Genomic DNA, 17117 nt, shown 5'->3' on the forward strand with positions numbered 1-17117 from the left:
ACACAAGCTTTTTGATTTTCATTGTATTTTCTTGCAGTTTTTCAGAATGTATTCTCATTTTAGTTCATTTTTATACATTTGTCAAGAAAATATTATTTTTATTCACTTTAATTGTATAAAATTTAATTGTTAGCAATGGATAATTCATAGGCTTCTTGAACAAATTGATCCATCTGTCCAGATTCCACTAGTTTTGTAATGACAGAGTCAACTTTTTCCTTTAAAGCTGTACTTCCTTTTGGCAAGGCAATAGCATAGGCATCTGAATAGCTACTTTTTATCTCAGTATCTAAAATAACCAAATCATCATTTTTGGCAACATAGGCTTTCGCAATCGGCTCTTCAAAAATAACTGCTTCTACCTTCTGTGATTTTAATTGATTAATCAGCTCTCCGTTCGAAGCAAGAGCAATAACCGTGGAAGACGGAAGCTGTTCTTTAACGATTTGTTCTTGAATAGAACCTTTTTGTGCTCCTATATTTGCCTCAGCTAGAGAATCAAGCGATGTATATTGTGCCAGATCCTCTTTATTTATAATAACTTTATTGGTTGAGGTGTAGTAAGGAATGGAAAAATCATACACTTTTGCACGCTCTTCAGTGGCTGAAATTCCTGAAATGGCAATATCCGATTGCCCTGACTGGACATTGTTCAAAACATTATCAAAACTCATCGCTGAAAATTCGACTTCTACACCCAATTCTTGACCAATGGCTTTTGCAAGCTCAATGTCAGCTCCAACGATTGTATCTTTGCCATCAACCAGTGTTCTAAACTCAAATGGTGGAAATTCTGGATTCAATGCAACAATTAGTTTTCCCTTTTCCTGAACATCCTTCAAAGAAGTATCTTCTTGAGTAGCATTTCCATTACAAGCGCTTAGGGTCATCGTTGCTAGTAAAACCAAGCCTGTCATAATATATTTTTTCATCATCATATTCTCCTTTAAAATAATCCTGTGCATACTTATACCGTTTTTTTATATAAAACATCGGACTTTCATTGTAGTAAAATGCATATTTTTTCTCCTTTTTTGAAAGATAAAAACATTTTATGTCATTTTTATACATTTGTCAACTTGTTTATTGTATTTTTATTCAAATGTTTTTGTCTTATATAAAATTTAATAAATATTTTCACTTCATCATGTTTTACAATCCCCTAGCTAACATGTAACTACATACTAAAATCAAATGCAATCGAATAAAAAGTTATGCTTTAACAGACATATTTCTTGACAGTGCGTGATATACATAAAATATTCAATCGGCTCTAAAGGGATATTAATATCGTTTATAATTAACTATAAATAAAAGACAAGGACATTAACGGGAATATTCTTGTCTTTTATTTATAGTTTTATTGTAATGAGTAGTCTGTTATTAATAAAAACTAACCTTGATAATACTAATAATTGAATACAAGAATCAATAAGTCTAAAAACAGAAAAAGTGAGTCTTATCTTTGGACTCTATCAGAAGAGTTGTCTGATAGTCTATAGTTATAATTAATTAGAAATATAGATCGTTAATAATTGATTCCAATGACGATGTCGTCGGTAATTCCTGTTTCTGTACTTTATTTTTTCTTTGTCTTTTTATGTATTGTTCAAAATCTCCAGACATACTTGCGTAAGTTGTAAAACGTCGCTTTGCTTGATTCACGGTTTTTTCAAACAATTTATTAGCTTCAATAGGATTCACTCTCTGTAATAAAGCAAAGCGTTCTTGTTTCATCATAAATGATGTCATTTTATCAAAATTTGGTCGCTTATAATCCAAAATCATTGGATTTTTCCCTTCAATATCTAGCAATGGATTATACCGATATAATGACCAGTATCCAGATTCCACAGCCTCTCTTGCTTCTTGCAGTGTCTCCTTCATTCCTCCAACTAATCGATGAGCAATACAAGGAACATAGGCAATTACAATAGATGGACCAGGGTATCGTTCTGCCTCTTCAAAAGCTTTGATAACTTGAAACGGATTGGCACCACTTGCTACTTGGGCGACATAGACATTGCCATATGTCATAGCCATCATCCCCAAATCTTTCTTTGCACCTTTATTTCCAGAAGCTGAAAATTTAGCAATCGCTGCAGTTGGTGTACTTTTTGAAATATGCCCACCTGTATTTGAGTAAACTTCGTTATCCAAAACCAAAATATTAATATCTGCACCACTTGCAAGAACATGATCTAATCCACCATAACCAATATCGTAAGCCCAACCATCACCACCAATAATCCATTGTGATGGTTTTACAAATAAATCTCGCTGTTCATATACTCGTCGTAATAATGGTTTTGACTCATCAAGCTCACACTCTAATAAATTAAGCAATTTTGCACTACGTGCAATCGTACCATTGCTATTATTAATATTCTTAATCCAATCATCAATCAAGTTACATAACAAAGGACTTGCTTCAGTTTTACCTCTCTGCATTATTTCAATTAGAGCACTTCTTCTTGTTTGGTTGGCAATTAACATACCATAACCAAACTCTGCATTGTCCTCCAACAATGAATTGCTCCAAGCAGGACCTTGCCCTAACTCATTGGTTGTAAATGGAGTTGCTGCTACCATTCCTCCCCATATTGATGAACACCCTGTAGCATTAGCAATCATCATTCTACTGCCAAATAGCTGTGTCAATAATTTTATATATGGAGTCTCCCCACATCCCGAACAAGCACCTGAAAATTCTAAAAGAGGTTTCTCAAATTGTGTATATTCTACAGTACCAATTTTAGCAGGATTTTCTTTAGCTCGCAAAGTCATTGAAAATGCCCAGTTAATCGCTTCTTCTTTTAAATGCTGTGAATTGTCCCCGATGAGTTCAACCATACTTAGAGCCTTGCCTTTCACTGGGCAAGCCTTAACACAAAGCTCACATCCTGTACAGTTTTCAACTGATACTTGAACACGATATTTTAGTCCGTCTTTCCCCTTATAATCCCTTACAATATAACCTTCTGGCGCCTCTTCTAATTCATCTTCCTCAAGTAGAAAAGGACGAATTGCGGCATGCGGGCAAACAAATGAGCATTGGTTACACTGTACACAGTACTCTGAATGCCACTGTGGCACCTCCCATGATGTACTTCTTTTTTCTTCAGCAGCAGTCCCCAGCGGTATATCGCCCGCAACCATGCCATTATTAATTAAGTCTCCAACAGTTATTTTGCTTCCTTCTTGGCGATTGAGTGGTTCTTGAATAGCAGAAATATATTTAGAGGTACGCTCTGATGGTGCAATATTTTTCGGAAAACAGTGCTTCCATTCCTTAGGTATTTCTATTTTTTCTATAGAAGAAATGGTTGCCTGTAAAAGCTGTATGTTACTTTCTACTACCGCTTCTGATTTCTGCTCATAATTGAGGAGGACTTCCCTTTTCAAGGCCTCAAAAGCCTTCTCCATTGGCAACAGATTAGTTAATTTTAAAAATGCTGCCAGCATACATATGCCAACCTTACCGGGTATTCCTACTTCTTGCGTTAATCTATAAGCGTTTATTATATAAAACTGAATATCATTTTCTGCCATATATTGCTTAATTTTACTAGGAAGTAGGTTACTCAATTTTTCGCTGGGCCATGTCGTATTTAATAAGAAGATGCCTTTGGGTTTCAACCCTTTCAGTAAATCAATTTTTCTTAAATACCCAGGCATTGCAACTCCGACAAAATCTGCTTGCTGAACAGCATAAGAGGAACGAATTGGGGCACTTCCAAAACGAAGATTAGAGGTCGTGATACCATTCTGTTTTCTGGAATCGTAATAAAATGTTCCCTGAACGTTACAATCAACTTCCTCACTAATGATTTTAATAATTGATTTGCTAGAACTAACTGATCCATCACCACCAAAACCCCAAATTTTTGCTTGAAATGTATCTTCCGAGGTCAAGTCCTTTGTAGAATTTACTGAAAGAGATAAATTAGTCACATCGTCAATAATACCTATCGTAAATGGATTTTTAGGTTCTTTCTTTTCTAATTCTTCAAAAACAGCAATAATTTGATCAGGAGTCGTTTCTTTCGAACCCAAACCATACCTACCACCGATAACTTTCAAAAATCGCTGTCCCTGATATAGAGCACTCTGTACATCTACAAAAAGAGGTTCACCTAGTGCTCCAGATTCCTTGGTCCGATCCAATACCGCTACAGTTTGAACAGTTTTGGGAATTTTTCCTAAAAATTCAGACTTTGGAAATGGGCGATAAAGATAAATTTGAACAAAACCAACTTTTTTACCCTTTGCTATTAGATAATCAATTGTTTGACAGATAGTCGGTGCTACTGATCCCATTGCAACAATAATATGTTCAGCTTCAGGGTGACCATAATAACTAACCAAATCATAATCTGTCCCTCGTAATTGATTAATTTTTTCCATGTACTTCTTGACAACGTACGGTAGAATTTGATAGTGGCGATTCACCGTTTCTCTTTGTTGGAAAAACAAGTCTGGCCCTTGGTTAGTCCCAGATACCGTTGGTGAATTAGGATTCATCCCTCTATTTCGGAAAATTCCCAGAGCCTCTTCATTCAGCAAGTTTTTTATCTCATTGTATTCTAAAACTGTAATTTTTTGCATTTCATGGCTTGTTGAAAAACCATCAAAAAAATTTACAAATGGTAGACTAGCTTCTAAGGCTGCCAAATGAGCAACTATGGATAAGTCCATTACTTCTTGAACAGTCCCTTCAGCCAACATTGCAAATCCTGACTGTCTCACAGCCATAACATCACTATGGTCTCCAAAAATACTTAACGCATTTGTAGTGACAGATCTTGCTGCAACATGAAAAACAGTCGGTAGTAACTCTCCAGCAATTTTATACATATTGGGCAACATCAATAATAAACCTTGAGACGATGTAAAGGTTGATGTAAGAGCACCCGTTTTTAGTGAACCATGTACAAAACCTGCTACTCCAGCCTCAGACTGCATTTCAATTACGTTGACTGTTTGGCCAAATAAATTCTTTCTTCCACTAACTTGCCAAATATCAATCCATTCTCCCATAGTAGAACTCGGAGTAATAGGATAAATACCTGCAATATCACTAAATGCATATGCTGTGTAGGCCGCTGCCTTATTGCCATCCATTATTTCTTGATAGGACATCCTTACTTCTCCTTTGTTCAATATTGATAAATTCATGCTTAGAAAAGCTCACCCAAAACTAGATGAGCTTTCTATTAAATTTTTAATTTCCTTTTGGTAGAATGGTTTCCACTTCTGTATGCGGACGTGGAATGACATGGACAGATACAAGTTCTCCTACTCGTTGTGCTGCAGCTGCTCCAGCATCAGTTGCTGCCTTAACGGCTCCTACATCACCGCGTACTAAAACGGTAACCAAACCTCCTCCAACGTGCTCTTTTCCTATCAAAGTAACGTTGGCTGCTTTTACCATTGCGTCTGCTGCTTCAATAGATCCAATCAATCCTTTTGTTTCAATCATACCTAATGCTTCTGATGCCATTGTCGTGCTCCTTTGAAAAATTTAATTAATTATTCTAATGGGGTAAAATAGTTTCCACTTCTGCATGCGGACGTGGAATGACATGAACAGATACAAGTTCTCCTACTCGTTGTGCTGCAGCTGCTCCAGCATCAGTTGCTGCCTTAACAGCTCCTACATCGCCGCGTACTAAAACAGTAACCAAACCTCCTCCAACGTGTTCTTTTCCTATCAAAGTAACGTTGGCTGCTTTTACCATTGCGTCTGCTGCTTCAATAGACCCAATCAATCCCTTTGTTTCAATCATACCTAATGCTTCTGATGCCATTGTCGTGCTCCTTTTAAAAATTTAATTAATTATTCTAATGGGGTAAAATAGTTTCCACTTCTGCATGCGGACGTGGAATGACATGAACAGATACAAGTTCTCCTACTCGCTGTGCTGCAGCTGCTCCAGCATCAGTTGCTGCCTTAACAGCTCCTACATCACCGCGTACTAAAACAGTAACCAAACCTCCTCCAACGTGTTCTTTTCCTATCAAAGTAACGTTGGCTGCTTTTACCATTGCGTCTGCTGCTTCAATAGATCCAATCAATCCTTTTGTTTCAATCATACCCAATGCTTCTGATATCATTTTATATCCCTCCTTTATTTAATAAGACGTAATTTATTATTTCCTGTAACACCGAGTGCATTTGCTTCTTCTGTATCTAAATGACACTCTAATGTGAAGCTATCACTAACTCGTACCACAACTTGATTAAGAATACCACCACGTTCACCAGGAAGCTCCAATGAGACTACTTGCCCATCTTCAACTCCGAAATGTTTTGCATCACTCGGGTTCATATGGATATGACGCTTAGCCACAATACAACCTCGCTCAATTTGAACAGCCCCTTTTGGACCAATTACGATACAGCCAGGAGTATCTACAATATCCCCTGATAAGCGCAACGGTGCGTTAATTCCTAACTTGAAACAATCGCTTTTTAATAATTCAATTTGCGTATCACTTCGGCAAGGACCTAATATCCTAACTTTTTCAATGATTCCCTTCGGACCTACAAGTGTTACACATTCTTGATAAGCACACTGCCCCTTTTGCGATAAATCTTTCAATTTATGAAACACATACTCTTGACCAAATAATGCAACTGTATGTTCCTGAGATAAGTGAATGTGGCGATTTGACACGCCCAACGGAATGACATTTCTACCAAAAACGTCTGCTTTTTTTGAATTTTCTTCTACGTTTGGAGTTGATTTTCTACAATCAGACTCTTTGCCATCTAAGTAATCAATCACTTTATAAAAGAGGCTCTCTAAATCTTCACTCACTGTCTTCCCCCCTATCTCTTTTTCAATGCAGAGAGAATTTCTCTAACTATTGCTTCATTGTCAATATTTTCGTTAATTTCGACTATGGATTCATCCGCTAAAGTTTCTTGACGTCTTTCAAAAGCAGCTTGAATATCTTGTGGCGTTTGATTCAATGTATCCTTAACAGGTTCGATTGTCGGTGTACAATGAACACTAGCCGAACATACTGCATCAACTGTTGCCTCTGACTTTGATAAAGTTGTCTGTTTTGGAAGCGCTTGAAAACGATGGTCATTCGCGACAATTTGTGTGACGTCTCTTACACCGTATGCTACGGTCTTGATATTAATCAAATGCTCAGGAGTTAGATTGTCTGAAACTGAGCTACCACCATCTGTACCACAACCAAGAGTAAAGGCAATTGGTAAGCCAGTTGAAATACCTGTTCCTCCTTGGCTACCACCTGTGTTAATTAGAATACGAGAAGCAGGCTTACTTGAAAAGCGGAAAATCATATCTGGATCACCTGTATGTAAGCTCATAGTATGACCAATACCATTTTGTAATAGCTTAATACTAAGCGCACAAGCTTCCTCCCAATCTTTCACCACATAAAAACCTAATACTGTAGTCAATTTTTCAAATGATAGCGGGTTTCCTTGACCTACACCAACTTGTGGACCTACTAAAATATTTGTATCAGATGGGACAGAAATACCTGCTGCTTCCGCTATTTTAATCGCTGGCTGACCTACAAATTTAGGATTCATCGCTGGATTGCAACCATGTGAATTTCCTCTGAAAAGTATTTGACAAACCTTATCAGTTTCTTCTTTCGTCATTAAATAGCAACCTTGTGCTTCCAATTCTTGAAGTACTAAGTCTTTATTGGCTTCTTCACAAATAATAGCTTGCTCTGAAGCACAAATAGTACCATTATCAAAAGTTTTAGATGCTACTATATTTGAAATAGCTTTTTTTACATCTGCTGTTTTTTCAATATAGGTGGGAGAGTTACCAGCTCCGACACCAATTGCGGGTTTACCACTACTATAGGCAGCCTTTACCATTCCTGGTCCACCTGTTGCAATAATAAGCGCAATATCTTTTGAATGCATCAATTCATTGGTTGACTCCAATGTTGGATTCATAACGCACCCTACTATTGATTCCGGTGCTCCAGCTTCAACCGCAGCTTTTCTCACTAACTCGGCTGCCGCCACACTACAACGTTTTGCAGAAGGATGAGGAGCAAATACAATAGCGTTTCGAGCCTTTATTGAAATCATGGACTTATATATTATCGTAGAAGTTGGGTTAGTTGAAGGAGTAATTCCTAATATTAAACCCATTGGTTCTGCTACTTTGAAAATTTTATTTTTCTCATCAAACTGAAGAATGCCTGTGGTTTGATATTCCTTTATTTCATCATACAACAAAGTAGAGGCTGCATAATTTTTAAAAGCTTTATCTTCTAATTTACCAAACCCTGTCTCCTCTACGGCTAAATCTGCCAAATAATAAGCATTGGTTGCAACTGCCTTCACAATATTTTTTAAAATAGCGTCAATTTGTTCATCCGAAAAATATGCAATTTGATTAGCAGCTTCTTTACCATTTCTCACAAGATCACGCGCTTCTTGTATGGAGCAAAGATCTACATCCAGTGTTTTCATGTTTCGGGCACCTCCTAAAATTATTCTTTATCATTTTTCAGCTGACGAGAGTGCTTATCTACCAATAATTCAATCATCTTTCTTCTTATCATTTTGGATAATTCTTCTTCTGTAACATAAATATTATTATTGACAATCAAAGCACGAAGTTCTGCTGCTTTCTTTTTTTCCAATTGTCTTTTGTATTCTTCTACTGACATTACTGCCTTTTCTTCAATGGTTTCCGCATTTTTTTCGTCTGTCCCAACGCTAACTGTCACCTCAGTGTCAACTACTCTATCTGCTGGTTCTATGTGTTCCGAAATTTCTTTACGTTCTTCTGTTGAATTGTTGGCAGAAAGGAGGTCATCTTGAAGAGCTGCAATCGACTCGTTTTTCTTTTTTACAAAAGGTACTAGCTGGGCATCTGGCCTAGGAATGACATGTGAACCATACAGCAATTTCACTCCCAAGCGCTGAACAGCACTTGCTCCAGCTTCCACAGCTGTTTTTACAGCGCCAACATCACCTTCCACAGTAATTGTAACCAAACCGCCACGAACTTTTTCTAATTTCAGTAGCGAAATATTTGCAACTTTTAGCATAACATCTGCTGCTTCAATGGCTCCGATAAATCCATATGTTTCTATCAAACCTAATGCCTTCATTATTTTTTACCTCCTGAACTACATTAAATCTGCCCAGTTCGATGGATAAGTAGTATAAAATAATTTCGCATTATCAGGTGATCCCCATATTACATCAGAACCTGATGGTACAAATATTACATCACCTTCACGTGCCACAAATGTCTGTCCATCAATTTCAATGGTCACAGTTCCCGTAATAACATAATCTATTTCTTCATAAGGCAGCTTCCAAGCAAATTTAGATTTCTCAATAGTCAGAAATCCTGCACTCATCTTGGACTCGTTTTGACCAACAAGTTCTTGAAAACCGACCTTGGTATTTGGTGTGCCAGTATCAAAGTCATCCATGCGAACAGTTGATCCACGAACAATCCTCATCCCATTTGTATGTGAGACAAAGCGATACGGTTTTACTTCTTTTTCAGACTGATCACCTGCATTCATCAAAATATTCTTTAAAATATGTAGGATTTCATCGGTGCTAACTCGTTGTTCGTTTATGCCTGATGTCATCTTTTCGCATTCATTACAATACTCGAATGATATATTGTATCTCTTAGCTTCATCCTGTGCAGCCGGTGTTATAATTGTACCTTTTTCAATATAACAAATTTTCTGGCCAGCTTCTTCACAGGCTAAGATATCCTTTGCAACTATTAATTTTGACATTGTTTCTCCTTTCTATTCCAAAAATCGATTCATTTCGCCACTCTGCTGTTTAATTTGATTGTAATTCTCGTCAACAATTCCTATAACTGCAGCATCAACTGGCATCTGATCATTTTCCATCATGCGACGAGCTGCAGAGCCTGTCGCAACAATAACCCTATCACCTATACCAGCACCAATCATATCAACAACAACCATAATCTCGCCTGCACGGCTACCACCAACTACCTTTGCTAGCAAAAATTTTACACCGCTTAAGGCATCTGATTTTCTAGTAGCCCAAATAGTATCTACTAATTCTGCAACTAACATCTTGCCTCCTAATATATAATATTTTCACTACAATTCATTGCAATTCCAATTGGGGTAACAAACATAGGATTTCGAGGTTTAACCGTTCGAATTCCTGTTTCTTTTTCAATAATTGTTTCAATTCCTGTTAAACAACTAGTACCACCAACTAAATAAATAATATTGACATCATATCCTTTAATATGGTTATTTATTATACTGGCAACTTTCTCAACAACTGGTTTTAATACGCTGAGGAGCTCTCCATGATTAGCGTTATTACGTTTATAATCATCTGCTTCTTCAAACGACAATTGATACGCCCCAGATATTACCAATGTAAAATGTGTTCCACCAGTAGCCTCATCAACAGTTTTAACAACTTCTCCATCTTTTAAGATAGATATACCAGTTGTTCCTCCTCCAATATCTACAATGGCACCATTTTCAAGACCAACTATTGTATTTGCAGCCGTTGGTTCATCTAACAAAGCCGTTAGTTCAAAGCCTGCTCCTTGGACAACGTTTTTAATGACTCCACCATCCAAAACATCTGTTCCAGGAGGCAAAGCAGCCGATGCATAAACCAGTTCCGTTTGCAATTGTTTTTCTAGAGTCTCCTTTAACTCTCTAACAATCTGAATAGATCCGATATAGTCGACTATCATCCCATCTTTGATAACATTTGCGCTACGATGAGCCCCAGCTACGATATTTCTATTTTCATCAAGGACAACTAAGACTATATAGGCCGTACCTAAATCAATTCCTGTATAATAGACTCTACTACTCTGGACGATAGGTCTTTTCTCAGCATTTTCAAAATCCTCTACATACTGATCACATGTTTTAGGTAATTTTTTTGAGATCATCACCCACCTCCTCACATCTATTAATACAATCTATAATGATACCGGCTAAATAATTAACGGTATCTTGCAATACTATAGGTGGCTTTTCACCAAATTTTTCCGAGAAGGCTTGAAACTTGAAATAAAGTGGAAATAGATAGGATGCAATCTTTCCTTTTCTAGTCTTTAACAGCAACCTTACTCTACTCAGATACTCAACCATATCTGACTTATTCATTTTCTGTTGATCTTTCCATCTGAATTGAATCGATTTCGTGGATGATTTACTGGACATAGATTGTTCCAAAGCACAAAGTTCTTCAGAAATTGAAAAGTCCAGATTCATTACTTCAAAGGCTACTTGTAATAGCTCACTTCGAAGTAACAACCAGTCATTAGATTCGCTTAAGCTGACATCATTCACTTTGGAACCATTGATTGTCGAGGTTTGTCTGTTAGATTTTTTTCCCCCTTCATCAATAATCTTCACTTTACGATCCATGAGGAAAGTCTTAGCACCTGGGGTCAATCTTGTCTGATTTTGAATAGTGAAGGTTTCAAAAGGATTGTCACGATAAATAAGACGTAAATCATCTTCTGTTAAATATTTCATAACATCCTCCTTCCATCCAATAAATTTTTCCAAAAGTCACTTAACGCAGCGACCGATAAAGTTTCTCAATTTGTCCTAGTGTCACCGTTCTTGGATTTGTTGGTGTGCACGCATCTTCCATGACTCTTTGTGCCATTTTCGGAATCATACTTTCAAATTCTGCCCGATTAATGCCTAGGTCTTCAATTCTTGCAGGAATAGACATTTTTTCAGATAATTGTTTAATTGCACTTATAAGTGCTACAACTGACTGGGTAGGAGTAATTTTTGCAAGTCCTATTATTTCTGCAATTTCAGCATATCGTCTTGTCACGTCCGTCTCTCCATGGGCTTCCAAGGAAGCGTTATATGAAATTACATACGGTAACAAATAGGCATTAATCCTACCATGTGGTACATGGAAAAATGCTCCTATCGCATGGGATAGGCTGTGGCAGATACCTAAACCAGCATTATTAAATGCAATACCCGCAATTGACGAAGCATTATGCATTTTTTCACGAGCGAGTATATTATCTCCATTTTTATATGCCTCTAGCAAATATTTCCAAGTTAACCGAATACCTTTCTCAGCACACGCATCAGAGAAATCACTTGCTTTATTAGAGACATAGGCTTCTATACAATGAGTCAATACATCCATTCCAGCATCTGCTGTTACTGATGGAGGAACAGTCTTGGTAAACGTTGTGTCTAAAATTGCGAGATTTGGAACCATTGAATCATCTACCAGGGCAATTTTCTCGTTATATGCTGGATCGGAAATGACAGCAAAAGCTGTATTTTCACTTCCTGATCCACTTGTAGTCGGAATTGCAATTAAGTAGGGACTTTCAGTTTTTTCTGTTTCAGAATATACACGAATCACTGCTTTAGCTGTATCCATTGCTGACCCCCCGCCTAGAGCAATAACTGCGTCTGGCTTATAATCTCGAATTTCAGCAATACTTTCAGAAACAACTTGGACTGTCGGATCCGGAACTACTTTTGAGAAAATCTTAAAGGTAGCTCCTGAATTCCTCAAAACTTCTGTAACCTTTCCGACCATTTGACTTTGTTCCATAAAAGGATCACAAATGATGTAGGCTTTTTGAATTGGTAATTCTGAAATTTTTGTTATAGCTCCTTTTCCAAAAATGAAACGAGGACCTACATGAAATTCTTGTATTTTCATTGATTACCTTCTTTTAATTTTTTAATCTTTTCAAGTAATGCAACATATGTATCATTATTTTCTAAATCTAATTCAATTAATTCATTCACACCTGTTTCTCTCAATTCTAATAAACAATCAGTTGTATTATTCTCCAATTGTTCAGAATGGTAAACAATTACACCAAGACTAGGAATTCTAAAAACTTGAGCAAAATTTGGCGAATAAACTCTATAATTACGATCAGATGGTAAAAGCATAACGATACAATAGGCATTTTGTTGCGTTGCAATAATATGTTTTTTCATTCCCGGACTTCTCAGATAACTATCGGGAACATAAATAGTTCTAGAACCATATACAATCGATTCTATTAGTTTGATGTCACATCTTCCTTCAAGAAATTGAATTACTTCTCGTTTACCACTATCCTCCGGCCCAACAACCAATATTCTTTTTTTCATGATTTTGTTAATGGAACAATCGAGAATCCCAAATTTTCTTTAAAATAGTCAAGAATCCGTTGCAAAGCTGTTTCTACACTTTGTACATCCCCGCTAAACATGACTGAGCCCGTAAATCTATCTACAAAACAAATATCTACATCAGCCGATTTACCAGATAAGTCAGCGGCAATTATTGCAGTCTCATAAGGAGTAATTGCTAAAATTCCAATAGCACCTCTATCTTCAACGCCAAGGCTATCATAAACAGCCTGAATAGGTGCCGCAATAATATGAGCTAAGGTTATTTGTTTCCCTGGAACCGACTCCTGAATAATACGTTCCATTTTCTCCATAGGACCACCACCTCACTAATAGATCAATGTTTTACAACATTCACAAGCAGATCACTGGCTAGAATATAGCTCTCAATCCTATCCAAATCAAATTGACTCAGTGAAGGATCCCCTTTAATTTGGTACTCAAGCCCCAATTGTTTGTACTTATTAACACCCAACTTGTGGTAAGGAAGCAAATCAATTCCTTTAAAGTTCAAACTATCTTTATACGGGAGTAAAAAATCAATAATCGCGCGAATTTCTTCCTCGCTATCATTAATTCCTTTTAACATTGGCATGCGTATTTTTACATTATAGCCGGCGTCTAGTAACCATTTTAAATTTGTTAGAATTCGTTCGTTTCCTACACCTGTCCATTCATTATGTTTTTTTGAATCCATATGTTTCAAATCAAATAAGAATAAATCAGTGTATTCCGCAACCTTCATCACAACCTTATTTGGTACATAGCCTGCGGTCTCTACGGCAGTGTTTAATCCATCTTGCTTACAGGCTTTAAGCAAAGCAAGAGCTCCTTCACCTTGTGCTAGGCATTCACCACCGGACAACGTAACCCCTCCGCCAGACATTTCGTAGAAGGCATCATCCTCATGTATGATATCCATCAATTCTGAAATTGTCTTAGATTCTCCTGCAATTGTTAAAGCTCCTTCTGGACATCCCTCTATATCGGATTTACTAGGACGTTTTTTCTGATAGCGAGTCACATCAATCGGATGTTCCTTATCAGCATAATCATATGGTATAGGCGCTTCCTCATTAGCAAATTTAAAACAAACACTTCCAAGGGGACAAGTCTTAGCACATGCATTATATGGTTTACACAATGTCTCTTTATGCATAATATTCGTCCCAAACTCAAGCCCTTCAGGATTAGCACACCATTTACAACGCATTGGACAACCTTTGAAGAAAACAATTGTACGAATACCTGGACCATCATATAAATTGTATTTTTGAACATTGAATACATTGATTCGTGTTTCATGTTTTTTAATCGTTGTCACTTAACTTCTCTCCTATCAAGCGCAGGCAGGAGGATCTCTTTCAGAGATCCTTTACGCCTCACATATACTTTAAATTCGTGTCAGTACTGTACGAGCAATAATTTCATCCTGTACGTCTTTACACAATTCAACAAAGAATGCACTGTAACCTGCTACACGTACAATTAAATCACGATATTTTTCTGGATGTTGTTGTGCATCTAGCAAAATTGCATTATCAAGGTAGTTAAATTGCATCTCACCATTACCAAGGATACTTGCTGTTCTCAGGAGAGTTATCAAGCTCTCCTCACCTTGTGGTGTATCAAGAAGTCCTGCCATAATCTTAAAGTTATGAACCATACCAATATTCATATTTTCATTGGCCATCTTAGAAACAGATTTAATAATAGCAGTTGGGCCTTTGGTATCCATACCATGATCTGGCGAAATACCGTCAGACAGTGGTGTCCAAGCACGACGGCCAGATGCCGATGCACCTGTAATCTGTCCAAGCGGAGTATTATTTGAAATAGATAGAGTACCATGACTTAGGACAGAATAGAGTGTTTTATATTTACGATGTTCCTCTTCCGTAAATTCAATAATATCTGATGCAAAGTAATCCACATAATCATCATCATTACCATACTTAGGTGCCGCTAAGCAATCTGCTCGAATTTGATCATATCCTTCAAAATCAGCTATCATCGCTTTATTCAATTCATCAAGAGTATATTTCTTATCTTCGAATACTAATTTCTTGATTGCTGCCATTGAATCTGCATAGTTTGCAAGACCAGACCAAACAACACCAGGTCCAAAGTTGTACATTGCACCACCAGATTTTACACCTCGACCATTTTCCATAGTTCCTTCATACATCATAGACATCAAAGGAGCTGGAGCTAATTCACGTTGGACACGCTGAGAAATAACTGTCATCACAGAAGTCCATTTTGTAACATATTTGATAGTCTCTTTAACAGCGGCTTCAAACTGTTCAAACGTTTTATATTGGTCCAAAGATCCCATGTCTGGGGTAACTGGCTTACCGTACCACAATGGGATTCCATGATTTAATGTTGTTTCAATCAAGATTGGCCATTGAGTATAGGCTGTCGATGTCCATTGATACAGACGACCTGATTTTTGTGGCTCAACACATCCCATCAAACAGTAATCACGCGCGTCCTCCATTGAAACACCCTTAGCCAACATCATTTTAATATGCGAATCATCAAAATGGCATGCTGGGAAACCAATACCTGCTCGAACGACATCAACAATTTTCTTCAAATATTTCCGCGGTGACTTATTATTAATGCGAGTCGCTAAAGTAGGTTGGTATACTTTTACATGTCGAATAGCATCCATCAAGAGATAAGTTAAGTCATTTGTTGCATCACGTCCTTCACGAGTAACACCACCCACACACATGTTAACGAATGGTTGATATCCCGCAAAAAATTTTGAAGAACCTTCAGAAGTAAGCCACATCATTTCTGACATCTTAATAAACATACAACCAGCCAATTCAAATGCTTGATAGTCATTCATTCGACCAGCTTCAATATCACGTTTATAGAGTGGGTACATATATTGGTCAACACGACCAATAGATAATCCAGTTTGGTTTTCTTCACACAGCAACAGATGTTGAATTGTTACAACATATTGCATCGCTTCCCAGAAGGTTTCTGGTTTATGAGCTGGGACATTAGCATTTACACGGGAAATCATTTCCAACTCAGCTTTACGTTTAGGATTTAATTCTTTTGCCGCTAACTCAGCTGCATGTTCAGACATGCGTTTAGCATAAATCATCACACCTTCCGCAGTAAGGATTTGTGCTTTATAGAAATAAATTTTTTCCAAATCATCTGGATTTCCATAGTCTAATTTTGAAAGGTGTGCTTCTGCCTCAGCTTTAATATCAAGCATCCCTTTACGCATACCTACAACATCATAACCAGGGTTGGAGTCACCGCCGCCTGAACAAGCATGGTATGAGCAATCAGAAACAAACGATTCACCTGAAAGCTCCCATGCACCAGCTTCACGATATTGTGTTTCACAAGCCTCATCTACAGAACGACCTTCCCAGTATGGGAAAATTTCTTCTCTCAGTACTTTTTTATCTTCTTCAGACAATGCGTACGGATCTTGTGGACGTGTTGATACAGTATCAATTTCATCACGCAACCAACGCCACGATATATCAGGTGAGAATGCACCAAATCGTGCACCACCGTTAGGTGCACCTACTAACAATTCATTATCTTGAATGACTACAGGTGCAATTTTACAAAATTCCTTGAAAGCTGTCCCACGTAGAATTGCTTTCGGCATACCTTCGTTTTCTTTAGAAATTCGTGTTAAATTCGTAGCACGAAGTAAAGAAATGGTTGGTTGCGCTTTCAAATATTGATTTTTTAAAGCTTGCAAGCGAGGTGTAATCCCATCTGGAACTTCTGTCCCCTCCGCTGCAAGCGATACTTCATTTGTAAAATGAACCTCTGGCTTTGTAATATCATCTGAAACACTTTGGAAAATTTTCACCAGTGAAGCACGCTCTTCAGCACTTAATTTTTTTGTAGCTTCTTCTAGCTTAGCTGTAAATTCCTTCATATCCATATTG

The 17117-nt window shown here is 37.3% G+C and carries 17 protein-coding genes; all 17 read right to left on the minus strand.

All coding sequences use genetic code 11. The annotated features are described in order from the left end of the window. Positions 1 to 122: 122 nt before the first annotated feature. Positions 123 to 932, minus strand: coding sequence for a transporter substrate-binding domain-containing protein (locus tag K5Q34_RS01285; RefSeq protein WP_398578123.1), 810 nt, complete (start codon positions 930 to 932; stop codon positions 123 to 125). 580 nt (positions 933 to 1512) lie between these two features. Further along, complete coding sequence (gene nifJ / locus K5Q34_RS01290) at positions 1513 to 5142, minus strand: pyruvate:ferredoxin (flavodoxin) oxidoreductase (protein ID WP_221864374.1); 3630 nt, start codon at positions 5140 to 5142, stop codon at positions 1513 to 1515. A gap of 82 nt (positions 5143 to 5224) precedes the next feature. Continuing rightward, on the minus strand, positions 5225 to 5503 hold the full coding sequence (eutM, locus tag K5Q34_RS01295) for an ethanolamine utilization microcompartment protein EutM (RefSeq protein WP_024400635.1): 279 nt from the start codon (positions 5501 to 5503) through the stop codon (positions 5225 to 5227). 34 nt (positions 5504 to 5537) lie between these two features. Then, complete coding sequence (gene eutM / locus K5Q34_RS01300; RefSeq protein ID WP_029171727.1) at positions 5538 to 5810, minus strand: ethanolamine utilization microcompartment protein EutM; 273 nt, start codon at positions 5808 to 5810, stop codon at positions 5538 to 5540. A gap of 34 nt (positions 5811 to 5844) precedes the next feature. Continuing rightward, positions 5845 to 6117, minus strand: coding sequence for an ethanolamine utilization microcompartment protein EutM (gene eutM / locus K5Q34_RS01305; RefSeq protein WP_172078252.1), 273 nt, complete (start codon positions 6115 to 6117; stop codon positions 5845 to 5847). Positions 6118 to 6131: 14 nt separating this feature from the next. Continuing rightward, complete coding sequence (pduL, locus tag K5Q34_RS01310) at positions 6132 to 6824, minus strand: phosphate propanoyltransferase (RefSeq protein ID WP_109371388.1); 693 nt, start codon at positions 6822 to 6824, stop codon at positions 6132 to 6134. 11 nt (positions 6825 to 6835) lie between these two features. Then, positions 6836 to 8482 carry an acetaldehyde dehydrogenase (acetylating) gene (locus tag K5Q34_RS01315; protein WP_105136060.1) on the minus strand — a complete coding sequence of 549 codons (1647 nt, stop codon included), beginning with the start codon at positions 8480 to 8482 and terminating at the stop codon, positions 6836 to 6838. 20 nt (positions 8483 to 8502) lie between these two features. After that, entirely contained in the window at positions 8503 to 9129 is a 627-nt protein-coding gene (locus K5Q34_RS11905) for a BMC domain-containing protein (RefSeq protein WP_105115608.1), read from the minus strand. Between the two features lie 18 nt (positions 9130 to 9147). Next, positions 9148 to 9780 carry a cupin domain-containing protein gene (locus K5Q34_RS01325; protein ID WP_029171724.1) on the minus strand — a complete coding sequence of 211 codons (633 nt, stop codon included), beginning with the start codon at positions 9778 to 9780 and terminating at the stop codon, positions 9148 to 9150. Positions 9781 to 9792: 12 nt separating this feature from the next. After that, positions 9793 to 10092, minus strand: a complete 300-nt coding sequence (locus tag K5Q34_RS01330; protein ID WP_029171723.1) for a EutN/CcmL family microcompartment protein — start codon at positions 10090 to 10092, stop codon at positions 9793 to 9795. 8 nt (positions 10093 to 10100) lie between these two features. Next, positions 10101 to 10943: an ethanolamine utilization protein EutJ gene (gene eutJ, locus K5Q34_RS01335; RefSeq protein ID WP_161943639.1), complete on the minus strand. Its 843-nt coding sequence runs from the start codon at positions 10941 to 10943 to the stop codon at positions 10101 to 10103. Further along, a complete protein-coding gene (locus K5Q34_RS01340; RefSeq protein WP_024410502.1) occupies positions 10921 to 11535 on the minus strand; it encodes a hypothetical protein in 615 nt (204 codons plus the stop codon). The genes eutJ and K5Q34_RS01340 overlap by 23 nt, the downstream gene beginning before the upstream one ends. A 40-nt stretch (positions 11536 to 11575) precedes the next feature. Further along, positions 11576 to 12709 (minus strand): 1-propanol dehydrogenase PduQ, encoded by a 1134-nt coding sequence (locus K5Q34_RS01345; RefSeq protein ID WP_221864375.1) that lies wholly within the window; start codon positions 12707 to 12709, stop codon positions 11576 to 11578. Next, positions 12706 to 13152: a EutP/PduV family microcompartment system protein gene (locus tag K5Q34_RS01350; protein WP_114866447.1), complete on the minus strand. Its 447-nt coding sequence runs from the start codon at positions 13150 to 13152 to the stop codon at positions 12706 to 12708. The genes K5Q34_RS01345 and K5Q34_RS01350 overlap by 4 nt, the downstream gene beginning before the upstream one ends. Continuing rightward, positions 13149 to 13487, minus strand: coding sequence for a BMC domain-containing protein (locus K5Q34_RS01355; protein WP_024390048.1), 339 nt, complete (start codon positions 13485 to 13487; stop codon positions 13149 to 13151). The genes K5Q34_RS01350 and K5Q34_RS01355 overlap by 4 nt, the downstream gene beginning before the upstream one ends. Before the next feature lie 23 nt (positions 13488 to 13510). Continuing rightward, positions 13511 to 14497 (minus strand): choline TMA-lyase-activating enzyme, encoded by a 987-nt coding sequence (gene cutD, locus K5Q34_RS01360; RefSeq protein WP_024402171.1) that lies wholly within the window; start codon positions 14495 to 14497, stop codon positions 13511 to 13513. 69 nt (positions 14498 to 14566) lie between these two features. Further along, entirely contained in the window at positions 14567 to 17113 is a 2547-nt protein-coding gene (gene cutC, locus K5Q34_RS01365) for a choline trimethylamine-lyase (RefSeq protein ID WP_105136056.1), read from the minus strand. Positions 17114 to 17117 lie beyond the last annotated feature (4 nt).

Origin of the sequence: Streptococcus sp. 2018110 (genome assembly GCF_019754115.1) — a bacterium.
GTDB lineage: Bacteria > Bacillota > Bacilli > Lactobacillales > Streptococcaceae > Streptococcus > Streptococcus hashimotonensis.